The sequence below is a fragment of the Paenibacillus sambharensis genome (assembly GCF_003233845.1).
GTDB classification, from domain to species: Bacteria; Bacillota; Bacilli; order Paenibacillales; family Paenibacillaceae; genus Paenibacillus_I; species Paenibacillus_I sambharensis.
In genome coordinates this window covers 489,864-508,667 of record NZ_QKRB01000044.1, presented here as the reverse complement: position 1 = coordinate 508,667, position 18,804 = coordinate 489,864, and the positions used below count along the sequence as shown (strand labels likewise).

Below are 18,804 nucleotides of genomic sequence, written 5' to 3'. Positions count from 1 at the left end.
ATGAACGGCATTAACCTTGTCGGCTATGCGGAAGCGGAGACCGGGGTCGGTGAATCCTGCAGGCTTGCCGCCCGAGCAATGAAGGCTGCCGACATCCCCTTCAGCATCGTCAAGGTGACAAGGGGCAATATTTCCCGGTCAGAAGACCAGTCCTGGTCCCATCACTTGATTTCTAAGCCGGTATACCGCACCTCCGTCTTTCATGTCAACGCTGACCAAATGCCGGTGCTGCATCAGCTTGATCCCGAGCTCTGGACATCTGCGGACTACTTCATCGGTTACTGGCATTGGGAACTGCCTGAGTTTCCTGACTTCTGGCTGCCCAGCTTCAAGGTTGTGAATGAAGTGTGGGCTCCTTCCATCTTTGTCCGTGACAGTCTGGCTCCCAAATCACCCGTGCCGGTCACACTGATGCCCCATGGTGTCCAGGTTGATATTCCGGAGCAGCTGAAGCGAAGCTATTTCGGACTGCCAGACCACACCTTCCTATTCCTGGTTATGTACGACATGCTGAGCTTTCAGGAGCGCAAGAACCCGGCAGCAGCCATCGAAGCCTTCCTGCGGGCCTTCCAGCCGGAAGACCGTTCGGCTGCGCTTGTCATTAAGATCAATCATGCCGACCAGTCACCCGATGACATGAAGCGGCTGCTCTCGAAGATAAACGGGCGGCCGAACATCCACCTACTTGACCGTACACTCAGCCGCTATGAAGTCAACAGCCTTATTATGGCGGTTGACAGCGTCGTTTCTCTGCACCGCTCTGAAGGCTTCGGCCTGCCGCTTGCAGAAGCAATGTATCTCGGCAAGCCTGTTATCGCGACCGGCTGGTCCGGTAACATGACCTTCATGAACACGGGCAATTCCTGTCCCGTCAATTACAAGCTTGTCCGCGTCGGCAGAGATTACGGGCCGTATAAGCGCCATCAGATTTGGGCGGAACCAGACATCGAGCATGCAGCCCACTATATGCGGCGGCTCGTCTCGGACCGTATATGGCGGCGGGCCCTTGCCGCCAAAGGCCGTATGGCAATCCACCGCGACTTCTCGCCCGAAGCCGCCGGGCTTCGTATGAAGAAACGGCTGGCCGCACTGGGCCGCTGAACAGCAAGAAGGCCAGCTCATCAAGGCATGTATTGCCTTGTTGAGCCAGCCTTCTTTTCTTGCACCGGTTACTGTGCCGATGGCTTGGTTGTAATGGTTACCGTCATCGTACTCTTATCCCACTCCACGCCGGCTCCGAGTGCCTCGCTGATGAACCGGAGCGGAACCATCGTGTGGCCGTTTACGGACCGGGCCGCCGCCCCAAGCTGTACCGACTGGCCGTTGACTGCCGCCTGTTTGCTGCCCAGCTTCAGACTGATGCTCGTTGCCCCCTTGCTCGCCTTAACAGTCTTTGTAGCAGCTGTATAGGTTACTTCAGCACCCAAGCGCTCGAAAATCGCCCGCATCGGCACCATCGTGCTGCCGCTGACCAGCATCGGCGGCTGCTCAAACTGCTGCAGCTCGCCATCAATATATACCTTGATGCTGTCAAGATTTAGGACGAGCGATTTTACAGGCAGGGGCTCTCCCGTTATCTTGGTGCGGATGGTGTTCAGCTCTTTCACTGCCTTCTCCCGCTTGTCCAGGATCGCCGCCAGAGCGGACTGCTTCGTGCCGCTGATGGCCGCCATCGCCGTCTTCCGTGCAGCCGCCAGCTTGGACAGCGACTTGCTTCGAATACCCGCAAGCTTCTCTTCGCCTTCTGACAAGATAGCATTGATCTTCTTCTCGGCTTCGCTCCGGCTCAGATAACCCTGCTTGTAATTCCACATTGTACTTGTGGAGTAATTCACATTGGATTCGTTCTTCAGTCTCCACATCGTGCTGGACGAATAATTCTCATTCATCTCATTCTTATAGGACCACATCGTACTGCTCGAATAGTTCGGGTTGATCTCATTCCCATAGCTCCACATCGCGCTTGAGCTGTAGTTCGGGTTGATCTCGTTATGTAGTTTCCAGTGGGCGCTTGAGCTGTAATTTTCATTGCTCTCATTGGCATATGCCCACATGACGCCGGACGAATAGTTCGGGTTCATATCATTGCGGTAAGACCTGAGGAGGCTGTCGTAATTGTTATTGGAACTGTTAGCCTGCTTCAGACGATCGTAATCCTCTTCGAAGAGCTTTGACAGATAGGCAAGATCTGCTTCCAGCAGCCGGTTCAGCCTCTCCTGTTCAGCACTTTGCTCCTGCAGGTACGTCTCGTAGGCCTCTTCCATGCTGTCAAGGTCCTTCTCATAGAGCTTCAGGTACTTACTCTGAAGATTGTCATACTTCTCCGCTATACGATCGACAAACTGCGAGTCATAAGCGGCATGTGCCTGGCCAGGCAAGCTTGCAGCAAGCAAGCAGACTGACAGCATAAAGGCCAGCCATGTTTTTCGTGTCATTCTCATCCGGTTACATTCCCTTCCTTCCCTTGATGCAGGTCATAATTGCACAATATATCGACATGAATTGTTCGATTTAAGGCTATCCTAATCCTGCCTGTGTTACCAAAACAGGTCTTTCCTCCTAGATCTGCACAACACGATTCACCATACAATTCATGAGCACACACTTACTTTACCTAACCTGCTTGATTTATTAAATTGTATACGATATGATTACAGTTGTGACGAAATGTAATTGCCGATGTTACAGTTGTGAGGAGCTTATTTGTGTACCGGTTGGCTAACCGGGGTACATAACGTTATTGAGGAGGTTGTTATGATGTCAATGAACCAGAAATTTGCTCCACTGTTCGAAGGCTTCACGCTGAACGGTGTCGAGCTGAAGAACCGGATCGTCATGGCACCGATGACGAATTTCTCGTCTAATCCGGATGGTACGGTGTCAGACGCGGAAATTGAATACTATGAACGCCGCTCGGGCGGGCCTGGCATGGTCATTACGGCTTGCACATTCGCAACACCGAACGGCAAGGGCTTCCAGGGGGAATTCTCCGCTGTCTCCGACGACATGATTCCCAGCCTGAAAAGACTTGCTTCCGCGATTAAGTCCAAAGGCGCGAAAGCCATTCTGCAGATTTTCCATGGCGGCCGGATGTGCCCGCCTGATCTCGTAAGCAGCGATGTTGTCAGCGCAAGCGCGGTAAGCTCCGACCAGAACCCTAACATTGTGCCAAGGGAGCTTGATGACTGGGAGATTGAAGCCATCATCCGTGACTTCGGCCAGGCTGTCCGCCGTGCGATTGAAGCAGGCTATGACGGGGTGGAAATCCATGGTGCCAACGGCTACCTGATCCAGCAGTTCTTCTCCCCGCATTCCAACCGCCGGGAAGACCGCTGGGGAGGAACGCTTGAGAAGCGCATGGCCTTCCCGCTCGCGATTGTGGATGAGGTGAAACGAATTGTTGCCGAGCACGCCAAGCAGCCATTCATCGTGGGCTACCGCTTCTCCCCTGAAGAGCCTGAGACACCGGGCATTACGATGGATGACACGCTGGCTCTTCTGAACACGCTGGCAGACAAGGAGCTGGATTACCTGCACATCTCGCTGATGGAGTATGATTCCATGCCAAGGCGGAGCGCAGTAACCGATAAAACCCGGCTTGAGCTTGTGCTGGATACTGTCGGAAGCAGGGCACCTGTTATTGGCGTCGGCTCCATCCTCACCCCTGATGACGCGATTAAAGCAATGGAAACCGGTGTTCCGCTGCTCGCCATCGGCCGTGAGCTGATTATGGACCCGGATTGGACCGAAAAAGTGCAGTCTGGCAGGGAGAATGAAATCCGGACCGTCATCGAGAAGGATAAACAGCAGGAGTTGGTTATTCCAGATCCGCTCTGGCAAGCAATCGTCAACACTCCAGGCTGGTTCCCGGGCGTATAAGCCTGCCAGCGGCATAAGCCATGTGATATAAGAGCTCTGTTCCCTATGGGGAATGGAGCTCTGTTTCTCTACCCTTCTCCCCTTGACATGGTACCCGTTCCATATCCTACACTGAAGGAAGAACACCATGCTGGCGCAACCTCTTCTTAATAAGAAGACGGCGTTACGGCTGGTGTTTTTCTATTGTTTACATAAAAATTACATCAAAATCAGTATAAAGTATTGTTATGGTACTGGTTCCATATTTTACAATTCCCTTTGAGGAAAATCGTTCCTCATTTTCAAATCGGAAAGGGGATTAAATTATGGATAAAGCTTCGGAATTCACTTGCCCTTCTTATCTCGACTACGATGGCGCAATGAAAATTTCCCGTATCAGCTACCGGAACCAGGAATGGCTGGATTTCGAGCTTGGTGAACAAGGCTTGTTCCGCAAGTCTGGTGCTTACCTCGTCGGCGCCCTGCCGATGGAATTCCACTGTCACGGAATTGGCGACTATGACTTCAGTAATCTGGAGGAACTGGACCTTGAGCAGGTAAACCTCCGGGCCGAGCAGGAGGGCATCTTCTGCCTGCCTTCCATCTTCCTCCCTCATAATCAACTGGATCAATTCCTGGCCTTTATGAAGCAATTTCATGAGCATAAGCAGCAGGGACGATATGGCAATATTCTGGGGATTTCCTTGGAAGGACCGCTGCTTGCGAGCTTTGCAGGTACGCCTGAGAAGGGCAACTGGGCACCAACCAAAAGCGAATGGGGGAAGCTGGCTTCCTGCGGGCAGCTTGGTCTGATCTACACCGTCCTCTCGCCGGATGCCATGACAGAGCAATCCTACTTGAAGCCGTATATGACGGCCGATCATCCGAGTATCGAATGGATCGTAGATACCCTTGTGGAGGCAGGCATCAAGCCGGCTTTGGGCCATTTTCAGAAGGCTTATCCCGAGGAAACGGCCAAACTGATCCATAATGTTGTAGAGACCGCTCAAAGACGCAGCGGCTTCGCTGGCCCTGACGCCGTATTGACGGACCATCTCTTCAATGATATGCCCAATACCTTCAAGCACAGCTGGCGGACACCTATGGAACGCAAGAATAGAATTGAGCAGCTGCGGCAGGCACAGCTTAATGAGTGGAATCTGGATACCATCAACCAGATGGTTGGAGAGGTGCCGGGCACTTTGATCCGCTATGCGGCGGAAGGCCAATTGACGATCTGCATGAATTTCGACAGCGAGCATGTAGATCTGGAGGTTGCGCGCAGGGTTGTGGAGCTGACAGGCTCGAAGAGCATCATCGCAATGACAGACCGTATCGATACCGATTCTATGTGCGGACAACCTCTGGAGAAAGTCGAAGGCAATAATTTGTGGTATCAGGGCAAAGGCTATGTGGCGGCAGGCTCGTATACGATTGACCGGCTTATGCATAATATCCGGGCCATCGGCTTTGGTGAGCAGGCTGTATGGGATATGACTTCCTTCGTTCCTCTCCGTGCTTGCGGCTACCTGGATGTTCTGGAGAGAATGGATTTCAAGCCTTACAGCTATATGGACGAGACCAAGACCCGGCATCACTTCAAGGCCCGGATGCCGCAGCTCGTACCATAAGATCATAGCGAACCGGAAGAAGCCTGCGTGACGGTGTCATACGGGCTTCTTCAAGTAGATTGTCTTACAATCAGTTCAAGCTCCAGCGTCTGATCCGATGGACGCTCGGCTTCTGTCAGCATAAGATGGAGTGCTGCCGCAGCAGTCTCACCCATCTGCACAATCGGCTGCTGGATGGTGGTCAGATCCATCACCTGCGCAATGGGCTGGTTGTCGAAGCCGATAACCGCCAGCTCTTCCGGCACCTTGATTCCCTGCCTTGCCGCCTCCTTGATAAGACCAGCGGCCACATAGTCGCTTCCCACTACCATGGCTGAAGGCGCTAGAGATTGACCGGCGATGGATGCTGCAACAGCAGAGCCGTCTTCAATAGAATACTTCCCTTCATAATACCAGTCATCCCGCCACTCCAGGCCATAAGCCTCAAGCAGAGCGCTAAATGCCTTCTTCCTGCTGATTCCAATCCCGCTTGCCGGGTTGCCGATGCAGAGTCCAATCCGCCGATGTCCTTTGGAGCGCAAGTGTTCAACTGCCATCCGGATGCCCGACTCATGGTTGACGAGAACCTTGGTAATCAGGCGGCTGCCTGATGCTTCACAGGATACGACACTTCCATAATGGGACAGCTCATCCAGAACCGGTCCAGACAGCATGCTTGATCCCAGTATGAGACCGTCAATCAGCTTATACTTCAGCATGTTGAAGAACTCAATCTCATGACCCGGGTCATAGTTGGATTGATGCACCAGCATTCTGTAATGATGCTTGTAGCAGCCTCTTCCAATCCCCTCGATCAGGTTGCTGAAGAAGGGGTGGTTAATCGTCGGAACGATCACGCCGATCACATTGGTTTTTCCCCTGGACAGGTTAACGGCGTTAAGATTTGGCACATAGTTCAAATCCTGCATGGCCTTTAGAACGGCCTCCCGCTTATCCTGCTTCACATAGGGATGGTTATTCAGCACCCTGGATACGGTTGTGCGGGAGACACGCGCCCTGCGGGCAATTTCGGTAATGTTACTCATCCATACTCCTCACAGTAAATGATCGCGGTACTCCGGCCTTGCTGAGCAGCTGGTCGAACAGGCCCACGAACAGCCCCAGACAGACCACTACGATAATTGTACCAAGACCAACCGGCCCCTGCCACATGACAGCCAGGAGAAGAGCGGCAATTTCACCGATGGTCTTCGTCACATGAATCCCCCACCCGGTCCGCTCCGTGATGGCGAGCATGAGCTCATCATTCGGCACTGTGGGAAGGGCAGCCCTCAGATAGATGACAATCCCCAAGGCAAGCACACTTAAGCCGCCCACGAACAGAACCCACCGGAGGAGAATCGGTTCAACCTCCATGGAGCTTAACAGCTTAAGATTGAGCAGATCGACGAACACGCCGATGATAAGGATTGGGATAAGGCCGGCCAAGTTGGGAACCTTCCTCCTGATGATGCTGTTCACGAAGATCAGAATACCGCCGACGATAAAAACCCAAGAGCCGACGGTGAGGCCTATGCGTTCGGATAAAGCCACGTTCAGCGCATCCCAGGGAGCGATGCCGACGTTTGATTTTATCATGAGAACTACACCTGAAGACAAGATGAACAGGCCGGCCAGATAGATCAAGCACCGCTTAACCAGACTCGGCATCAGGACTCACTTCCAATCAGCCCGCTTCGGCCTGGTTCCTGCTGCGGCTGCAGGATCAAGCTGTGAAAGGCATGCGCTACACCGCATTCCCGGTTGGACAGAGTATGATGTGTGGCAATCTGCACAAGCTCTCCTCTCGCATTTCCCATGGCAATTCCGGTGCCGGCCACCCGGAACATCGGCAGGTCATTCTGATTATCCCCGATCACAACAGCCGACTCGGCGCTTGTGCCATAATGCTGGCAGATCGCCTGGAGAGCGGTCCCCTTATCCACGCCTGTACCCATCACTTCCAGGTTATAGGTCCCCGAACTGGACACCACGCAGCCTTCAATCCCCTGCAGATAAGCATTGGCCTTCGCGAGCAACTCCCTATCTGGTGAAACGATCATGAGCTTGATAACACCCTCGTAATCATCCGCCCCTATGCTTCCTTCCACTTCCTCCAGACCATATTGATAGACCTGCGCCTTGATCGACTTCCAGAAGATATCCTCCTTATAAGCAGGATCAGCAGCCAATACCTCCTTGAGCTGGCTCTTCAGCTGGGAAATTCCCCTGTCCGATACCTTGATGGCATCCGGTAGATAGACCTGGCAGTACATGCCCTTGGCATTCAGCCACTCGAGCATCGGCCGGACTGTCTCCCTCTCCATCGCATGCAGGCTCAGCAGCTGGTCATCCACACAAATCTGTGCCCCGTTGGAGGCAATAACCGGACAGCTCAGGCCATACCGATCCAGGATTTGCCGGGCATCGAACAGCGCCCTCCCCGTTGCAATAATGACAAGCAGGTCTTCCCGCTGCTGGGCTTCCCTGATCGCCTCCACATCCTTCTGATGAACGGTCAAGTCATCCGACAGCAGCGTCCCATCCAGATCAATCGCGATTATCCTCATCCGCTTCCCCCATCCTTCCAGTTTTGCTTGGCGCATCGCCAGTATAAAGTATGGAACGCGTTTCACAGCAACCCCGATGTTCGCCGTATGACGGGTGGATGACCACAGCCAGGAATTATATTAAAATAGCTCTAGCAAAAGGGCTTGCATGCGCCATGCCCCAATCGACCTGCCACCAGGCATTCCTCAAGATTGCGGAGCATACCGATACATAACAAAGGCTTAGCGTTCAGCGTAGGCTTAGCCCGCGATTCAGCTTTGCAGTTACAGTCAAGTCATATTCTCCGAAAGGTTCAATTGCTGCTATGAGGGAAATTACGATTGGCATTCTGGCCTCTATGTTCTTTGCCGTTACCTTCATCCTTAACCGCTCCATGGAGCTGGCTGGCGGAAGCTGGCTGTGGAGCTCATCCCTGCGCTTCCTGTTCATGCTTCCGTTTCTCTTCCTGATTGTGATGCTGAGGGGAAACGTCCAGCCTGTACTCCAGGAAATAAAGCGGCAGCCCGTCCGCTGGTTCGGCTGGAGCTTCGTCGGCTTCGTACTGTTCTACGCCCCCATCACCTACGCAGCCGCATATGGTCCAGGCTGGCTGGTTGCAGGAACCTGGCAGCTCACCATTGTGGCTGGCGTCCTGCTTGGTCCGCTGTTTCACCATATGGTTCAAACGGACAGCGGTCCGGTAAAAGTCAGGCACCGTATTCCAGGCAGGGCGCTTATGATCTCGCTGTTCATCCTAGCGGGAATTGTCATCATTCAATCCCAGCAGGCAGACGATATTACGCCAGGTCTGCTCGCTGCCAGCGTGCTTCCAGTGGTCCTTGCCGCCTTCGCCTATCCGCTTGGCAACCGCAAGATGATGGAGCTTTGCGGAGGCAGGCTGGATACATTCCAGCGGGTATTCGGCATGACGCTCGCCAGTCTTCCCTGCTGGCTTGTCATAGCAGCAGCCGGCTATATGGAGGCCGGTCCGCCAACTGCTGAACAGCTGCTGCAGACCTTCATCGTAGCGGTCTGTTCCGGTGTCATCGCCACGACGCTCTTCTTCATCGCAACCGACCGTGTCCGGAATGATCAGGGCAAGCTGGCTGCCGTCGAAGCAACCCAATCCACCCAGGTCATGTTCGTCATGGCCGGAGAGGTTATCTTCCTGGCAGCTCCGCTGCCTGGGGGTGCTGCCTTGACCGGCTTAGCTGTCATTATGGCCGGCATGCTGCTGCACAGCTTGTATGCCCGAAGATGAGCGTGGCCTGCTGGTAAATGTTGAGGCCAAGCACGCTCCAGCTGTCAGCTTCATCAGGCTATTATTTCCTTTCCGCAAGGATGCCTTGCAGCTGGGAGAGGAAAGTCCCGAGCTCCAGCAGCTGCTGCTGTTCACTGCCGCGCGCCCGAACTGTCACTGTGCCGTCTACAAGCTCCTTGTCCCCTATAACCGCAATGTACGGAGTCTTCTGCAGCTGGGCCTCCCGGATCTTGTAGCCCAACTTCTCTTGGCGTTCGTCAAGCTCCACCCGGATGCCCGCATCCTTCAGCAGCCTGCAGACTTCCGCGCCGTAAGCGGCATGCCGGTCTGCAACCGTGATAACGGCGACCTGAACGGGAGCCAGCCAAGCAGGGAACGCGCCTGCATAATGCTCAATCAGAATACCGAGGAAACGGTCGATCGAGCCGTAGACTGCACGATGGATGACAATTGGCGTCTGCCGTTCATTGTGCTCATCTACATAGGACAGGTCAAACTTCTCCGGCATCTGAAAGTCCAGCTGTATCGTAGCGCACTGGTGACTGCGGTTCAGCGCATCCTTGATGTGAAAATCGATCTTCGGCCCGTAGAAAGCACCGTCCCCCGGGTTCAGCCGGTAGGGCAGGCCGGATTGCCCGAGCACGTCTGACAAGGCTGCCTCCGCCGCTTCCCACTGTTCATCCGATCCCATCGACGATTCAGGTCTTGTGGACAGCTCCAGACTGTACTCGAAGCCGAATATGCCGTACATCTCCTTGATCAGCTCAATGGCTCCGCCAATCTCCTGCCCGATCTGATCCGGCCGCACGAAGATGTGCGCATCATCCTGGCAAAATGTACGGACACGCAGCAGTCCGTTTAGCGCGCCGCTGAACTCATGACGATGCACCTGGCCAAACTCGGCAAGCCTGATCGGAAGCTCCTTGTAGGAGCGAAGCCTGTTCTTGAACATCAGCATGTGGCCCGGGCAGTTCATCGGCTTTACCGCAAACTGATGATGATCCAGCTCACAGAAGTACATATTCTCGTGATAATGATCCCAATGCCCCGACTGCTCCCACATCTGCCGGTCCATCATGATTGGTGTCCGCACCTCTTCATAACGATACTTCTGCAGGAATTCCCGCGACAGCGCCTCTAGTTCATTCCGGATGACAGTCCCCTTGGGCAAATAAAAGGGCATCCCTGGCGCCTCATCCGCGAACATGAACAGCTGCAGCTGCTTGCCCAGCTTCCTGTGATCCCGCTTCTGGGCTTCCTCGTAGGCAGCCAGGTAATCCTCCAGCTCCGCAGCTTCACTGAACGCCGCCCCATAGATCCGCTGAAGCACCGGCCTGCTGCTGTCGCCAAGCCAATAAGCACCCGACACACTAAGCAGCTTGCAGGCCGGCAGTTCATGCGAAACTGCATCTTCATCCAGAGTCAGCGGCAGCACATCGATGAAGCCATCCCCCTCCACAAGTGTCAGCGGCTGCTCCCGGTCTAATTCCTGAACCCATTCAGCCTTCAGGAGCTCCCCCGCCGCTTCCAGCAGGCGTACGGCCTCTTCATGCGCAACCTTACGGCATGACAGCGATGACCCAGAGGAGGCAAGCTGCTTCATCTCTTCCTCAACCCCTGCCAGATCCTGTTCAGACAGAGACGCAGGAACATCCAGATCATAATAGAATCCATTATCCGTGACTGCACCGATGCCGAGCCTTGCGCCTTCATATCTCCGTTTGACTGCCTGGGCCAGACGGACCGCTGTAAGGAGCCTCATTTGCTCCAGCTGACCCGGCTGCTTAGACTGATCCTGCCCTTTCATTTGGTTACTATTCATATCCAATCACTCCTGTCCATCTCGATAAATGTATGTGAACACAAAAAAAACACGCTGTCCGCATAGGGACGAGCGCGCTCGTGGTTCCACCCAAATTCAATCTGCCTCCAGCAGCTCTATACAAGCGTCAAGCAGACAGATTCTCTGACTTCTGTAACGGGAATTCCCGGCGTTCCATACTCTCACTCCTGCCCGGTAAGCACGGCGTGATTTGGGGAGCGCAGCTGCAAGGCGGTATATGCCTGCGATTGCCGCAAGGGAGTTTCAGCCGGTGCTCCCTCTCTCTGTTCCGGTATCTCTCATGCATCGTTGTCCTTGGTCCTAGCCTTTATACGATCATCGGTCGGTAAAAACAAAAAAACACGCGGTCCGCATAGGGACGAGCGTGCTCGTGGTTCCACCCAAATTCAATCTGCCGCTGCATTAAGTCGATACGCAGTTTCAGATCCTTTGCAATTCTGTAACGGGAATTCCCGGCGTTCCATACTCTCACTCTCACTCCTGCCTGGCAGGTTTGGCGCGATTTGGGGAAGGCAGCTGCAAGGTGGTACAGACCTGTGATTGCCGCAGGGAGTTTCAGCCGGTGCTCCCATTCTCTGTTCCGGTATCTTCCACGTCTGGTTGTCCTTGGTCTTCGCTGTTGATTAGTGCCTATTATAGAACCCGCCATCTTAAATTGTCAACAGCTTCATTGGTACGTCAAACAGCCGGTCCAGCCAATAACCGTTTTCTCAGAGCAGCCAAGTACAAGAGGACCAGCAGGCAAACCAATACGCAATAATACGGGTCCCACCAGACATGCGAACGGAGTATGCCGGCTTGGGACAAGACTAACATCAGGATGATCAGTATTCCCAACGATATCACATATTTCGGCCAGGCATAGGTCCAGCGAAAGCTGAAGATCGCAGTGTACAGCGAGGCCAACCCAATCCAGTATATGGTAGTAAAGGCCGTTGTATCATGGGACAGGTCTTTAAACCACCCGATGTGGTAGGTCCTGCTTTCAAAGAAGGCAATCGGCAGGAACATAAGTGTGCCGAGGACGGCTCCCGTAATGAGCAACAGTGTGATAAATAGCAAAAACCCCTTCATCGGCTGCATCATGCGGCTGAACCAAGCCTTTGCCACCAGATAGTAGAAGGGCAAGCCTAACGCGGTATAACCAATGCTCCACCAGTTATGCCGGTAGATATGCAGATGCAAAAACAGCCACTCCACTGCTGCAAATAAGGCTGTAAATCCCGCAATCCAAAGCCAGCCTTTCCGAAATACAGCCATAATGACTGCCGATGAAGGCAGCGTAAGGAAATTAGAAATGCCTGAACCGATATTGCTGTCGTAATAAGCATTATGCTTCTGCAACCCGGGGTAATAATGATAACTCCCCAGCAGGATGTAGATAACGAATTCTATACAATAGCTGACACCCACCATTCCCAGGAAAAGCACGAGGCTTCTGGGACTTCTGCTTTTATAATTGGCAAAAAACAATGCCCCAACACTCATGACTACCAATCCTAAATACCAGTATGTACCATAATGCACGGTAAGCAAATGCCTCCCCTCAGGGATGAAACAGTTCCCTTAGCTTTGCAGGCTGCTTCACAACTACCCGGTCAGGCTGCCTGCCTAGTCAATTTAGTATGGCTGAAAGAGACCAAGTATATGCGGGTATTCATCCCATATTCCGGGGCTGCCACAGCAAAGGGCAGGCCGCTCACCACTGAGCGCACTGCCCTTTTTCCCATAACATCCAAACATCCTACAACAGCCTGTCAGTTCACCTTAATAAGCTGCCAATGCTGGTTCGTTCCCCCGTTATCCGTATACTGGATCACGTCCCCGCCATTGGCCGAGGAAGCACCGGACACTTCCGCCACCTTGCCGCTGTTGCGGTTCACCAGCTTCAAGTAACCCTCTACAACAACAGGCTTCCACTGCTGATTCGTTCCCCCATTGTCTGTGTACTGCACGATATCGCCGCCACTATCCGTCGATCGTCCATATACATCGAGGACCTTGCCGCTGTTGCGGTTCACCAGCTTGTAATGGCCTTCGCTCGTGGGGACAAACTGCCAATGCTGATTCGTTCCCCCGTTATCCGTCCATTGAATCACGTTCGCACTGTCGGCAAGCGCTCCTTCGCTGACGTCCATTACCTTGCCGCTGCTGCGGTTCTTCAGCTTGTAATACGCAGACGTATCAATTACTACGCCATTACCTGCGGAAACTCCCGTGATGACAAAGGTGCTTATTGAGCCCGCAGGCTGTGTTTGAGTGAAGCGCTTGTTGGACAGGGTTACGTTTGAGAGGGGAGCGAGATTCTCCGTGCCGCTCGTGCGGAATCCGCTCACTGTTCCCGTAACCGCTGTGAAATGCGACAGATCATAGGTTACGGTATTCGCAGACGAGGAATCATTGATCGTCACAATAACCAGCTTGCTTCCCGCACTGTCGTAGGCCGCAATCGAGTTGCCGTCCCCGATATCGATGATCTTGTAGCCCGGACGGATGAACTTGCTCCACTGGGCCATCGCGTAATACTTTTTCTTAATTGTATACTGGCCTAAGTCTGCCCCGGCGTTATTTAAATCCGTCTCAATCATGCCCCAGCCGCCACTCGGCTCAACCGCCTGCCAGTACACCCAGGCACTGTTCTTCATGTATTTGATATCCCACAAAATATTACGCGACATCGTCATGCCGCTCGCCTCGCCATCCCCGTGCTCGGAGTTCCAGATCCGTTTGCCGGCAGCCGCCTGGTTCAAGCCGACCCGGTCCTTGCCAGAGTAAGTGTGGGAGTTGAACTGCACAATTCTGTCCTTGGTCGCTTGCGAGTAGCTGTTGATCGTATTCCGCGTAAGATCAATGCTCGTCTCTTCGGGACCGCTGATGCCAATCGGCAGTCCTTTTGCCTGCAGAGAACGGTGCAGGTGCTCGATTATAATCTCCTGATTAGCCGGAAACATGACATTGCCCTCCTGCCTGTTGCCAAAATACCAGTAAGCCGAACTCGGCTCATTAAAGGCCGACAGAGTGCGGAAGGTAATGCCCCAGCTGCTGCGGAAGTGTCCGGCAACCGTCGTCAGATAATCCGCGAAATCATCGTACATGTCTTCCCTTAAATTCTCGGCCGCATCATGGTTGCCGGTTACGCTGCCGCTCTTCGTCATCCACCAGGGCGGTGAATTCGCGAAGCCTTCTGCGATGAACTCACTCTGCGAAATTCGCGATTTGGCGGCATTCAGCATCCAGCGCTGATTGGCATCCTGCGACCAGTCGTATGCCGCTGCTGCGGATGCTTTATAACCAGGGATACGCGCCCGCAGCTCCATATGATCCGGATAGGACGGATTCTCTCCTCCGCCGATGTTATAGCGGACTATATTGAGTCCAAGCCCGTTTCCGCCAAACAGCAGATCCGCGTACTTATTGCGTACCTGTTCGGAAGCACCGCCCACCCGGTTCGCCCACCAGGCCAGCGTAGTCCCCCAGCCTTCCCAGGTCTGGTGCTGAATTCCCGGATTCACTACTGCCGTATACGCCGCAGCCTGCACGCGAGATCCCGTCATCCCTCCTGCCCCCGACATAACGGTGATCGCCATCATAACCGTACAGAGCATGCCGATTCCGATCCTTTTCATCAGCTTCATTCCTTTCCTCTTCCTCATTTTATTGCTTCCTTAATCGACCCAGCTTCGCTTCCCGCCTCACCTCCCTTCCTAATTATAAGCGCTTACAGTTACTTTCAGAGCTGCAAACTGTGCTCGTGCCCTATGCTAATGCAAAGAAAGTCCTGAGTCATCAAGAATGCTTGACGGTCAGGACCTGGATGCTGTGCATGATTCACTGCATGATTCACTACATAGTTCACTGCATATTTAACTAATCAGCGACTCCACGGGTGCACGCACGATTGCTGCGCAGCGTGTCGCTTCCTGCTTGATTTCGTCTTCCGAAGCAAACGTTGTATTGTATACAGCGTATGGTGGAAGAAAATCGGCATGGCAGCGCGTCAGCGTTCTTTCGATCGGACGGAGCAGCTCGCTCATCGTATACTTGTTGAATCCCCCGGATCGATACTGCTTCTCGGTCCCGCCGACCGTCGTGACCACCATGAACGCTTTCCCTGCCAGCTTGTCACCACCGGGCCCGAACGCCCAACCGGGTACCAGTACGTCATCGAACCATTTCTTCAGCAGCGGCGGACAGCTGTACCAGTAAAAGGGAAACTGTAATATAATTCTATCATACTTCAGCAGATATGCCTGCTCCCTTTCCACATCGATGCTCCAATCCGGGTACTCCCGATACAACTCGTGCATGAACATGCCGGAACGCTGGAGCTCCAGGGATAACGCTGCGTTAATCTTGGACGTCTCCATGGAGGGATGGGCAACAATGGCCATCATATTCAAGACAATCACCCTTTCGCCGTTCTTACTAACATCGCGATGTATTTCCATTTTTACGGAGAAAGGAATCCGTGTAAAGTACGCAGATTTTCCGTACTATCTACGTTCCTTGGAACCAGTGGTATGGTTGAAGGGACTATGTACGCTTAATCATCGTACTACCCATGATCAAGATACCTTGCTAACCTAATAACAGGACTGATACGGAGGTGCGCCCATGCACGACACAACGAACGGCGGACGCAAAACGGACGGAATCACGACGACATTGAAGGTGATCGGCGGGAAATGGAAGCCGTTGATTCTCTTTATTTTGCTGCAGGACGGAACCAAACGGTTCGGCGAATTGCGGCGGCTTCTGCCCAATGTGACGCAAGGAATGCTGACGAATCAACTCCGCGAGCTGGAACAAGACGGCCTTGTCTCCAGAGTCGTCTATCAAGAAATTCCGCCTAAAGTCGAATATTCGATAACGGAGTATGGAAGGTCGCTGCATAGCATCCTGACCGCCATGTGCGGCTGGGGCTTCCATCACCTGGAGAAGGACGCCGAGAGGGCTGTTGATTCCGGGGAGAAAACCACGCATAGCTAATTAATGTGAACTATGTACAACTCGCAAAGGGGTGAGTTTATGAGGATCATGAAGGCATTTATTCTTACAGCGCTGCTCGTTGTGATCGGGTGCACGAATACGAGCAAGGAAGATGTAATGAAGTATCTATCATCAGACTCCAGTGACACATACAGAATCCATTTGTTTTATGAAGAGGCAACTGACCTGGATCAGCAGCTGCTCGTATACTGGAATTCCAATCCTAAGCTGCTCGAAATTATCCAGGGCATTCAGCTGTATGACATAAGCACGGAGAAGAACAATCAAATGGCGGATGTTCTTGAGCTTGAAGACTTCCCTTGTCTGATTGTTACTAGTGATGAGGATGTCGTGCTGAAGACCAACGACCTGGCTGACATTAAGGAGTTTTTCACAGCCCTAGTCCTTTAACGGTGTAGGCGAAGCGGAGGTGTCACTAGAGAGGACGGTATGCAGTAAAACAAAAACACCCCTCGGAACCGTGTTGGAAGAGATAATCCAGTGCGGTTCGAGGGGTATTGTTTTTCACGAATATAACTGCTTACCGGTAATGCCGCTGCCGCATCGCCTCATGCAGCAGCACGGTAGCCGCCATGGCGACGTTCAGCGACTCGGCCTGGCCGCGCATCGGAATCAGCACGGAACCATCCACTAAGGCCGACACTTCGGCGGACAAGCCATTGGATTCGTTGCCGAGCAGCAGCCAGGTCGGACCGTTCCAGTCATAGCTGAAGCAGGATTGCTCCGCCTGCAGGCTCGTTCCTACAAGACGGATGCCCCTCTCCCGCCCTTCGGGCAGAAGCTTCATAAGGTCCGCCTCTATTACCGGCAGATGAAACAGCGAGCCCATTGTTGAACGGACTGTCTTCGGGTTGTACAAGTCGACACTTCCCCTGCCGATGACGACGGCCGAGGCGCCAACTGCGTCCGCGCTGCGGATGATGGTCCCGACATTGCCGGGATCACGCAGTCCGTCCAGCACGACGACAAGGGCGGCGGGGCCATACAGCTGCGCCGTGTCTGCTTCCGCCTTGATGACGATTCCGAACACGGGCGGCGGGGTGTCGGTACCCGTGCATTTGCTCATGACGGCTGCCGATGCCTCCACAAGGGTGCAGGGATAACCGTCTTCAGAGCGAAGGAGCGGTTCCAGCTCGGCCGGCAGTCCCCGCTCCGCATCGTATACGACCGTTTCCACCGGCGCACCCGATTTCAACGCTTCCTGAATCAGGTGCACGCCTTCGAGGATGAAGCGTCCTGTTCGGTCCCGCTGCTTCTTCTCGAGCAGCGCTGCCCATTCCTTGACCTTCGCGTTTTGCTGTGATGCGATATGCTGAACTGGCCCATTAATCATACGTTACGCCTTACCCGCTTTCTTGTCTGAATAGCTGAGCTCCAGCTTTGCGAGGTCTTTATTCTCCCCGACAATGACCAGAACATCACCCTCACGAATCGTATCTTCCGCATATGGCGATATATTCATCTTGACTCCCGTCTTGATGGCCATGACGTTGCAGCCATACTTTGCCCGGATGTCGAGCTCCTTAAGGTTCTTGCCCACCATGCTCTCCGGTGCCTTAAGCTCCACGATGCTGTACTCATCCGACAGCTCGATGAAATCGAGAATGTTCGGCGAGATCAGGTGATGCGCCACCCGCAGACCCATATCCCGTTCCGGGAAGACCACCTTGTCCGCACCGATCTTGTTCAAGACCTTGCCGTGCAGATCGTTCTGTGCCTTGACAATAATATAGGGTACCCCAAGATCCTTCATAATCAGTGTTGTCAAAATGCTTGCCTGTATATCCTGGCCAATGGCCACAACGACGACATCAAAGTTGCGGATGCCAAGTGCCTTCATCGCTTCCTCATCCGTAGAATCAGCCGCTACCGCATGGGTAACACTGTTCACCACTTCCTGAATCCGGTGTTCGCTCTCGTCGATCGCCAGCACCTCGAAGCCGAGGCCTGACAACGACTTGGCAATACTTGAACCGAAACGTCCCATACCGATAACCGCATACTGCTTCTTCGCCATGACAGTTGTCACTCTCCCAACGATAACTGCGTATTCCTCATTATACCACATTTGATTAAACGGCTGAAAAGGATGATCAAGCTGTCCCGGGGCAATATTAAACGGGAAAACACCTTTTTGACAGGGGGATTTGAACATGAATACGCTCAATTTGCGCCAGGCCATCATCCAACGGGTTCATGACAAGTCAGAGGAGGAACTGAACGAAGTCATTGAAAGCTCCATTGGCAATGATGAGCGGACGCTGCCCGGTCTCGGCGTACTCTTCGAGCTGATCTGGCAGGACAGCGATCCATCCACCCAGAAGCAGCTTGTCGGCACCCTGCATAATCACCTGGTCCATACCCCGCCGCCTCTGCAGCGTCAGTAATCGGAGGACGACACTTGCACAGCGTTAGATGCCGTGCCGTATGACATAACAACAGACAGCCTGCCGCCATGTGGCGGGCTGTACCGGTATATGGAAATAACGTCCGCCAAGGAGGTCTGTCAGTGGGCACAATCGTAGATTGGATAACCCGTCACTGGATAACAACCGTTATCCTGCTCGGCATCATCTGGGCGGTTGCATTCGTCCTCTATCACCGCAAATCACTCTTCCTGAAGGAATAGGCGAACACTCAGATCCTGAACATTTAGTTTATGCAAAAAAAGC

At 53.4% G+C, this 18,804-nt stretch carries 16 protein-coding genes and 1 pseudogene; 7 read left to right on the top strand and 10 right to left on the bottom strand.

All coding sequences use genetic code 11. The features are described 5' to 3' along the window. Nucleotides 1-1,101, top strand: a complete 1,101-nt coding sequence (locus tag DNH61_RS13645; protein WP_111147197.1) for a glycosyltransferase family 4 protein — start codon at nt 1-3, stop codon at nt 1,099-1,101. Nucleotides 1,102-1,169: 68 nt separating this feature from the next. On the opposite strand, the gene DNH61_RS13640 is transcribed toward DNH61_RS13645, so the two are convergent. After that, complete coding sequence (locus tag DNH61_RS13640) at nt 1,170-2,441, bottom strand: copper amine oxidase N-terminal domain-containing protein (protein ID WP_111147196.1); 1,272 nt, start codon at nt 2,439-2,441, stop codon at nt 1,170-1,172. Between the two features lie 322 nt (nt 2,442-2,763). Here DNH61_RS13640 and DNH61_RS13635 point away from each other — a divergent pair, with 322 nt between their 5' ends. Both DNH61_RS13635 and DNH61_RS13630 read left to right on the top strand, forming a co-directional pair. Next, complete coding sequence (locus tag DNH61_RS13635) at nt 2,764-3,879, top strand: NADH-dependent flavin oxidoreductase (protein ID WP_111147370.1); 1,116 nt, start codon at nt 2,764-2,766, stop codon at nt 3,877-3,879. Nucleotides 3,880-4,184: 305 nt separating this feature from the next. Then, the gene (locus DNH61_RS13630; protein ID WP_111147195.1) at nt 4,185-5,489 is read left to right on the top strand and encodes an amidohydrolase family protein; all 1,305 of its coding nucleotides are present in this window, start codon (nt 4,185-4,187) and stop codon (nt 5,487-5,489) included. A 50-nt stretch (nt 5,490-5,539) separates the two neighbouring features. Here DNH61_RS13630 and DNH61_RS13625 read toward each other — a convergent pair whose 3' ends face one another. Genes DNH61_RS13625 through DNH61_RS13615 form a run of 3 tightly spaced genes read right to left on the bottom strand, consistent with a single transcriptional unit; the run spans nt 5,540 to nt 8,038 of the window. Next, nucleotides 5,540-6,514, bottom strand: coding sequence for a LacI family DNA-binding transcriptional regulator (locus DNH61_RS13625; protein ID WP_111147194.1), 975 nt, complete (start codon nt 6,512-6,514; stop codon nt 5,540-5,542). Next, the gene (locus DNH61_RS13620) at nt 6,507-7,139 is read right to left on the bottom strand and encodes a YczE/YyaS/YitT family protein (RefSeq protein ID WP_111147193.1); all 633 of its coding nucleotides are present in this window, start codon (nt 7,137-7,139) and stop codon (nt 6,507-6,509) included. The genes DNH61_RS13625 and DNH61_RS13620 overlap by 8 nt, the downstream gene beginning before the upstream one ends. Beyond that, nucleotides 7,139-8,038, bottom strand: a complete 900-nt coding sequence (locus tag DNH61_RS13615) for a Cof-type HAD-IIB family hydrolase (RefSeq protein ID WP_111147192.1) — start codon at nt 8,036-8,038, stop codon at nt 7,139-7,141. The genes DNH61_RS13620 and DNH61_RS13615 overlap by 1 nt, the downstream gene beginning before the upstream one ends. 305 nt (nt 8,039-8,343) lie before the next feature. Here DNH61_RS13615 and DNH61_RS13610 point away from each other — a divergent pair, with 305 nt between their 5' ends. Then, the gene (locus DNH61_RS13610; RefSeq protein ID WP_111147191.1) at nt 8,344-9,279 is read left to right on the top strand and encodes a DMT family transporter; all 936 of its coding nucleotides are present in this window, start codon (nt 8,344-8,346) and stop codon (nt 9,277-9,279) included. 61 nt (nt 9,280-9,340) lie between these two features. Here the strand turns inward: DNH61_RS13610 and thrS are convergent. From thrS to DNH61_RS13590, 4 genes and pseudogenes are all read right to left on the bottom strand, one after another. After that, nucleotides 9,341-11,017: pseudogene (gene thrS / locus DNH61_RS13605) on the bottom strand (threonine--tRNA ligase); the annotation flags it as partial. Between the two features lie 783 nt (nt 11,018-11,800). Then, the gene (locus DNH61_RS13600) at nt 11,801-12,553 is read right to left on the bottom strand and encodes a hypothetical protein (protein WP_181438703.1); all 753 of its coding nucleotides are present in this window, start codon (nt 12,551-12,553) and stop codon (nt 11,801-11,803) included. A gap of 326 nt (nt 12,554-12,879) precedes the next feature. Continuing rightward, nucleotides 12,880-14,757: an RICIN domain-containing protein gene (locus tag DNH61_RS13595; RefSeq protein ID WP_181438702.1), complete on the bottom strand. Its 1,878-nt coding sequence runs from the start codon at nt 14,755-14,757 to the stop codon at nt 12,880-12,882. A gap of 228 nt (nt 14,758-14,985) precedes the next feature. Next, a complete protein-coding gene (locus DNH61_RS13590; RefSeq protein ID WP_245948169.1) occupies nt 14,986-15,522 on the bottom strand; it encodes an NAD(P)H-dependent oxidoreductase in 537 nt (178 codons plus the stop codon). Nucleotides 15,523-15,736: 214 nt separating this feature from the next. Between DNH61_RS13590 and DNH61_RS13585 the strand changes: the two genes are divergently transcribed. Then, nucleotides 15,737-16,111 carry a winged helix-turn-helix transcriptional regulator gene (locus tag DNH61_RS13585; protein WP_111147186.1) on the top strand — a complete coding sequence of 125 codons (375 nt, stop codon included), beginning with the start codon at nt 15,737-15,739 and terminating at the stop codon, nt 16,109-16,111. A 39-nt stretch (nt 16,112-16,150) separates the two neighbouring features. Beyond that, nucleotides 16,151-16,522 (top strand): hypothetical protein, encoded by a 372-nt coding sequence (locus DNH61_RS13580; protein WP_111147185.1) that lies wholly within the window; start codon nt 16,151-16,153, stop codon nt 16,520-16,522. 130 nt (nt 16,523-16,652) lie between these two features. Here the strand turns inward: DNH61_RS13580 and DNH61_RS13575 are convergent, their stop codons facing one another. Next, the gene (locus DNH61_RS13575; protein ID WP_111147184.1) at nt 16,653-17,465 is read right to left on the bottom strand and encodes a TrmH family RNA methyltransferase; all 813 of its coding nucleotides are present in this window, start codon (nt 17,463-17,465) and stop codon (nt 16,653-16,655) included. 3 nt (nt 17,466-17,468) lie between these two features. Further along, nucleotides 17,469-18,149: a potassium channel family protein gene (locus DNH61_RS13570; RefSeq protein ID WP_111147183.1), complete on the bottom strand. Its 681-nt coding sequence runs from the start codon at nt 18,147-18,149 to the stop codon at nt 17,469-17,471. 136 nt (nt 18,150-18,285) lie between these two features. Here DNH61_RS13570 and sspI point away from each other — a divergent pair, with 136 nt between their 5' ends. Next, entirely contained in the window at nt 18,286-18,519 is a 234-nt protein-coding gene (gene sspI, locus DNH61_RS13565; protein ID WP_111147182.1) for a small acid-soluble spore protein SspI, read from the top strand. Nucleotides 18,520-18,804 lie beyond the last annotated feature (285 nt).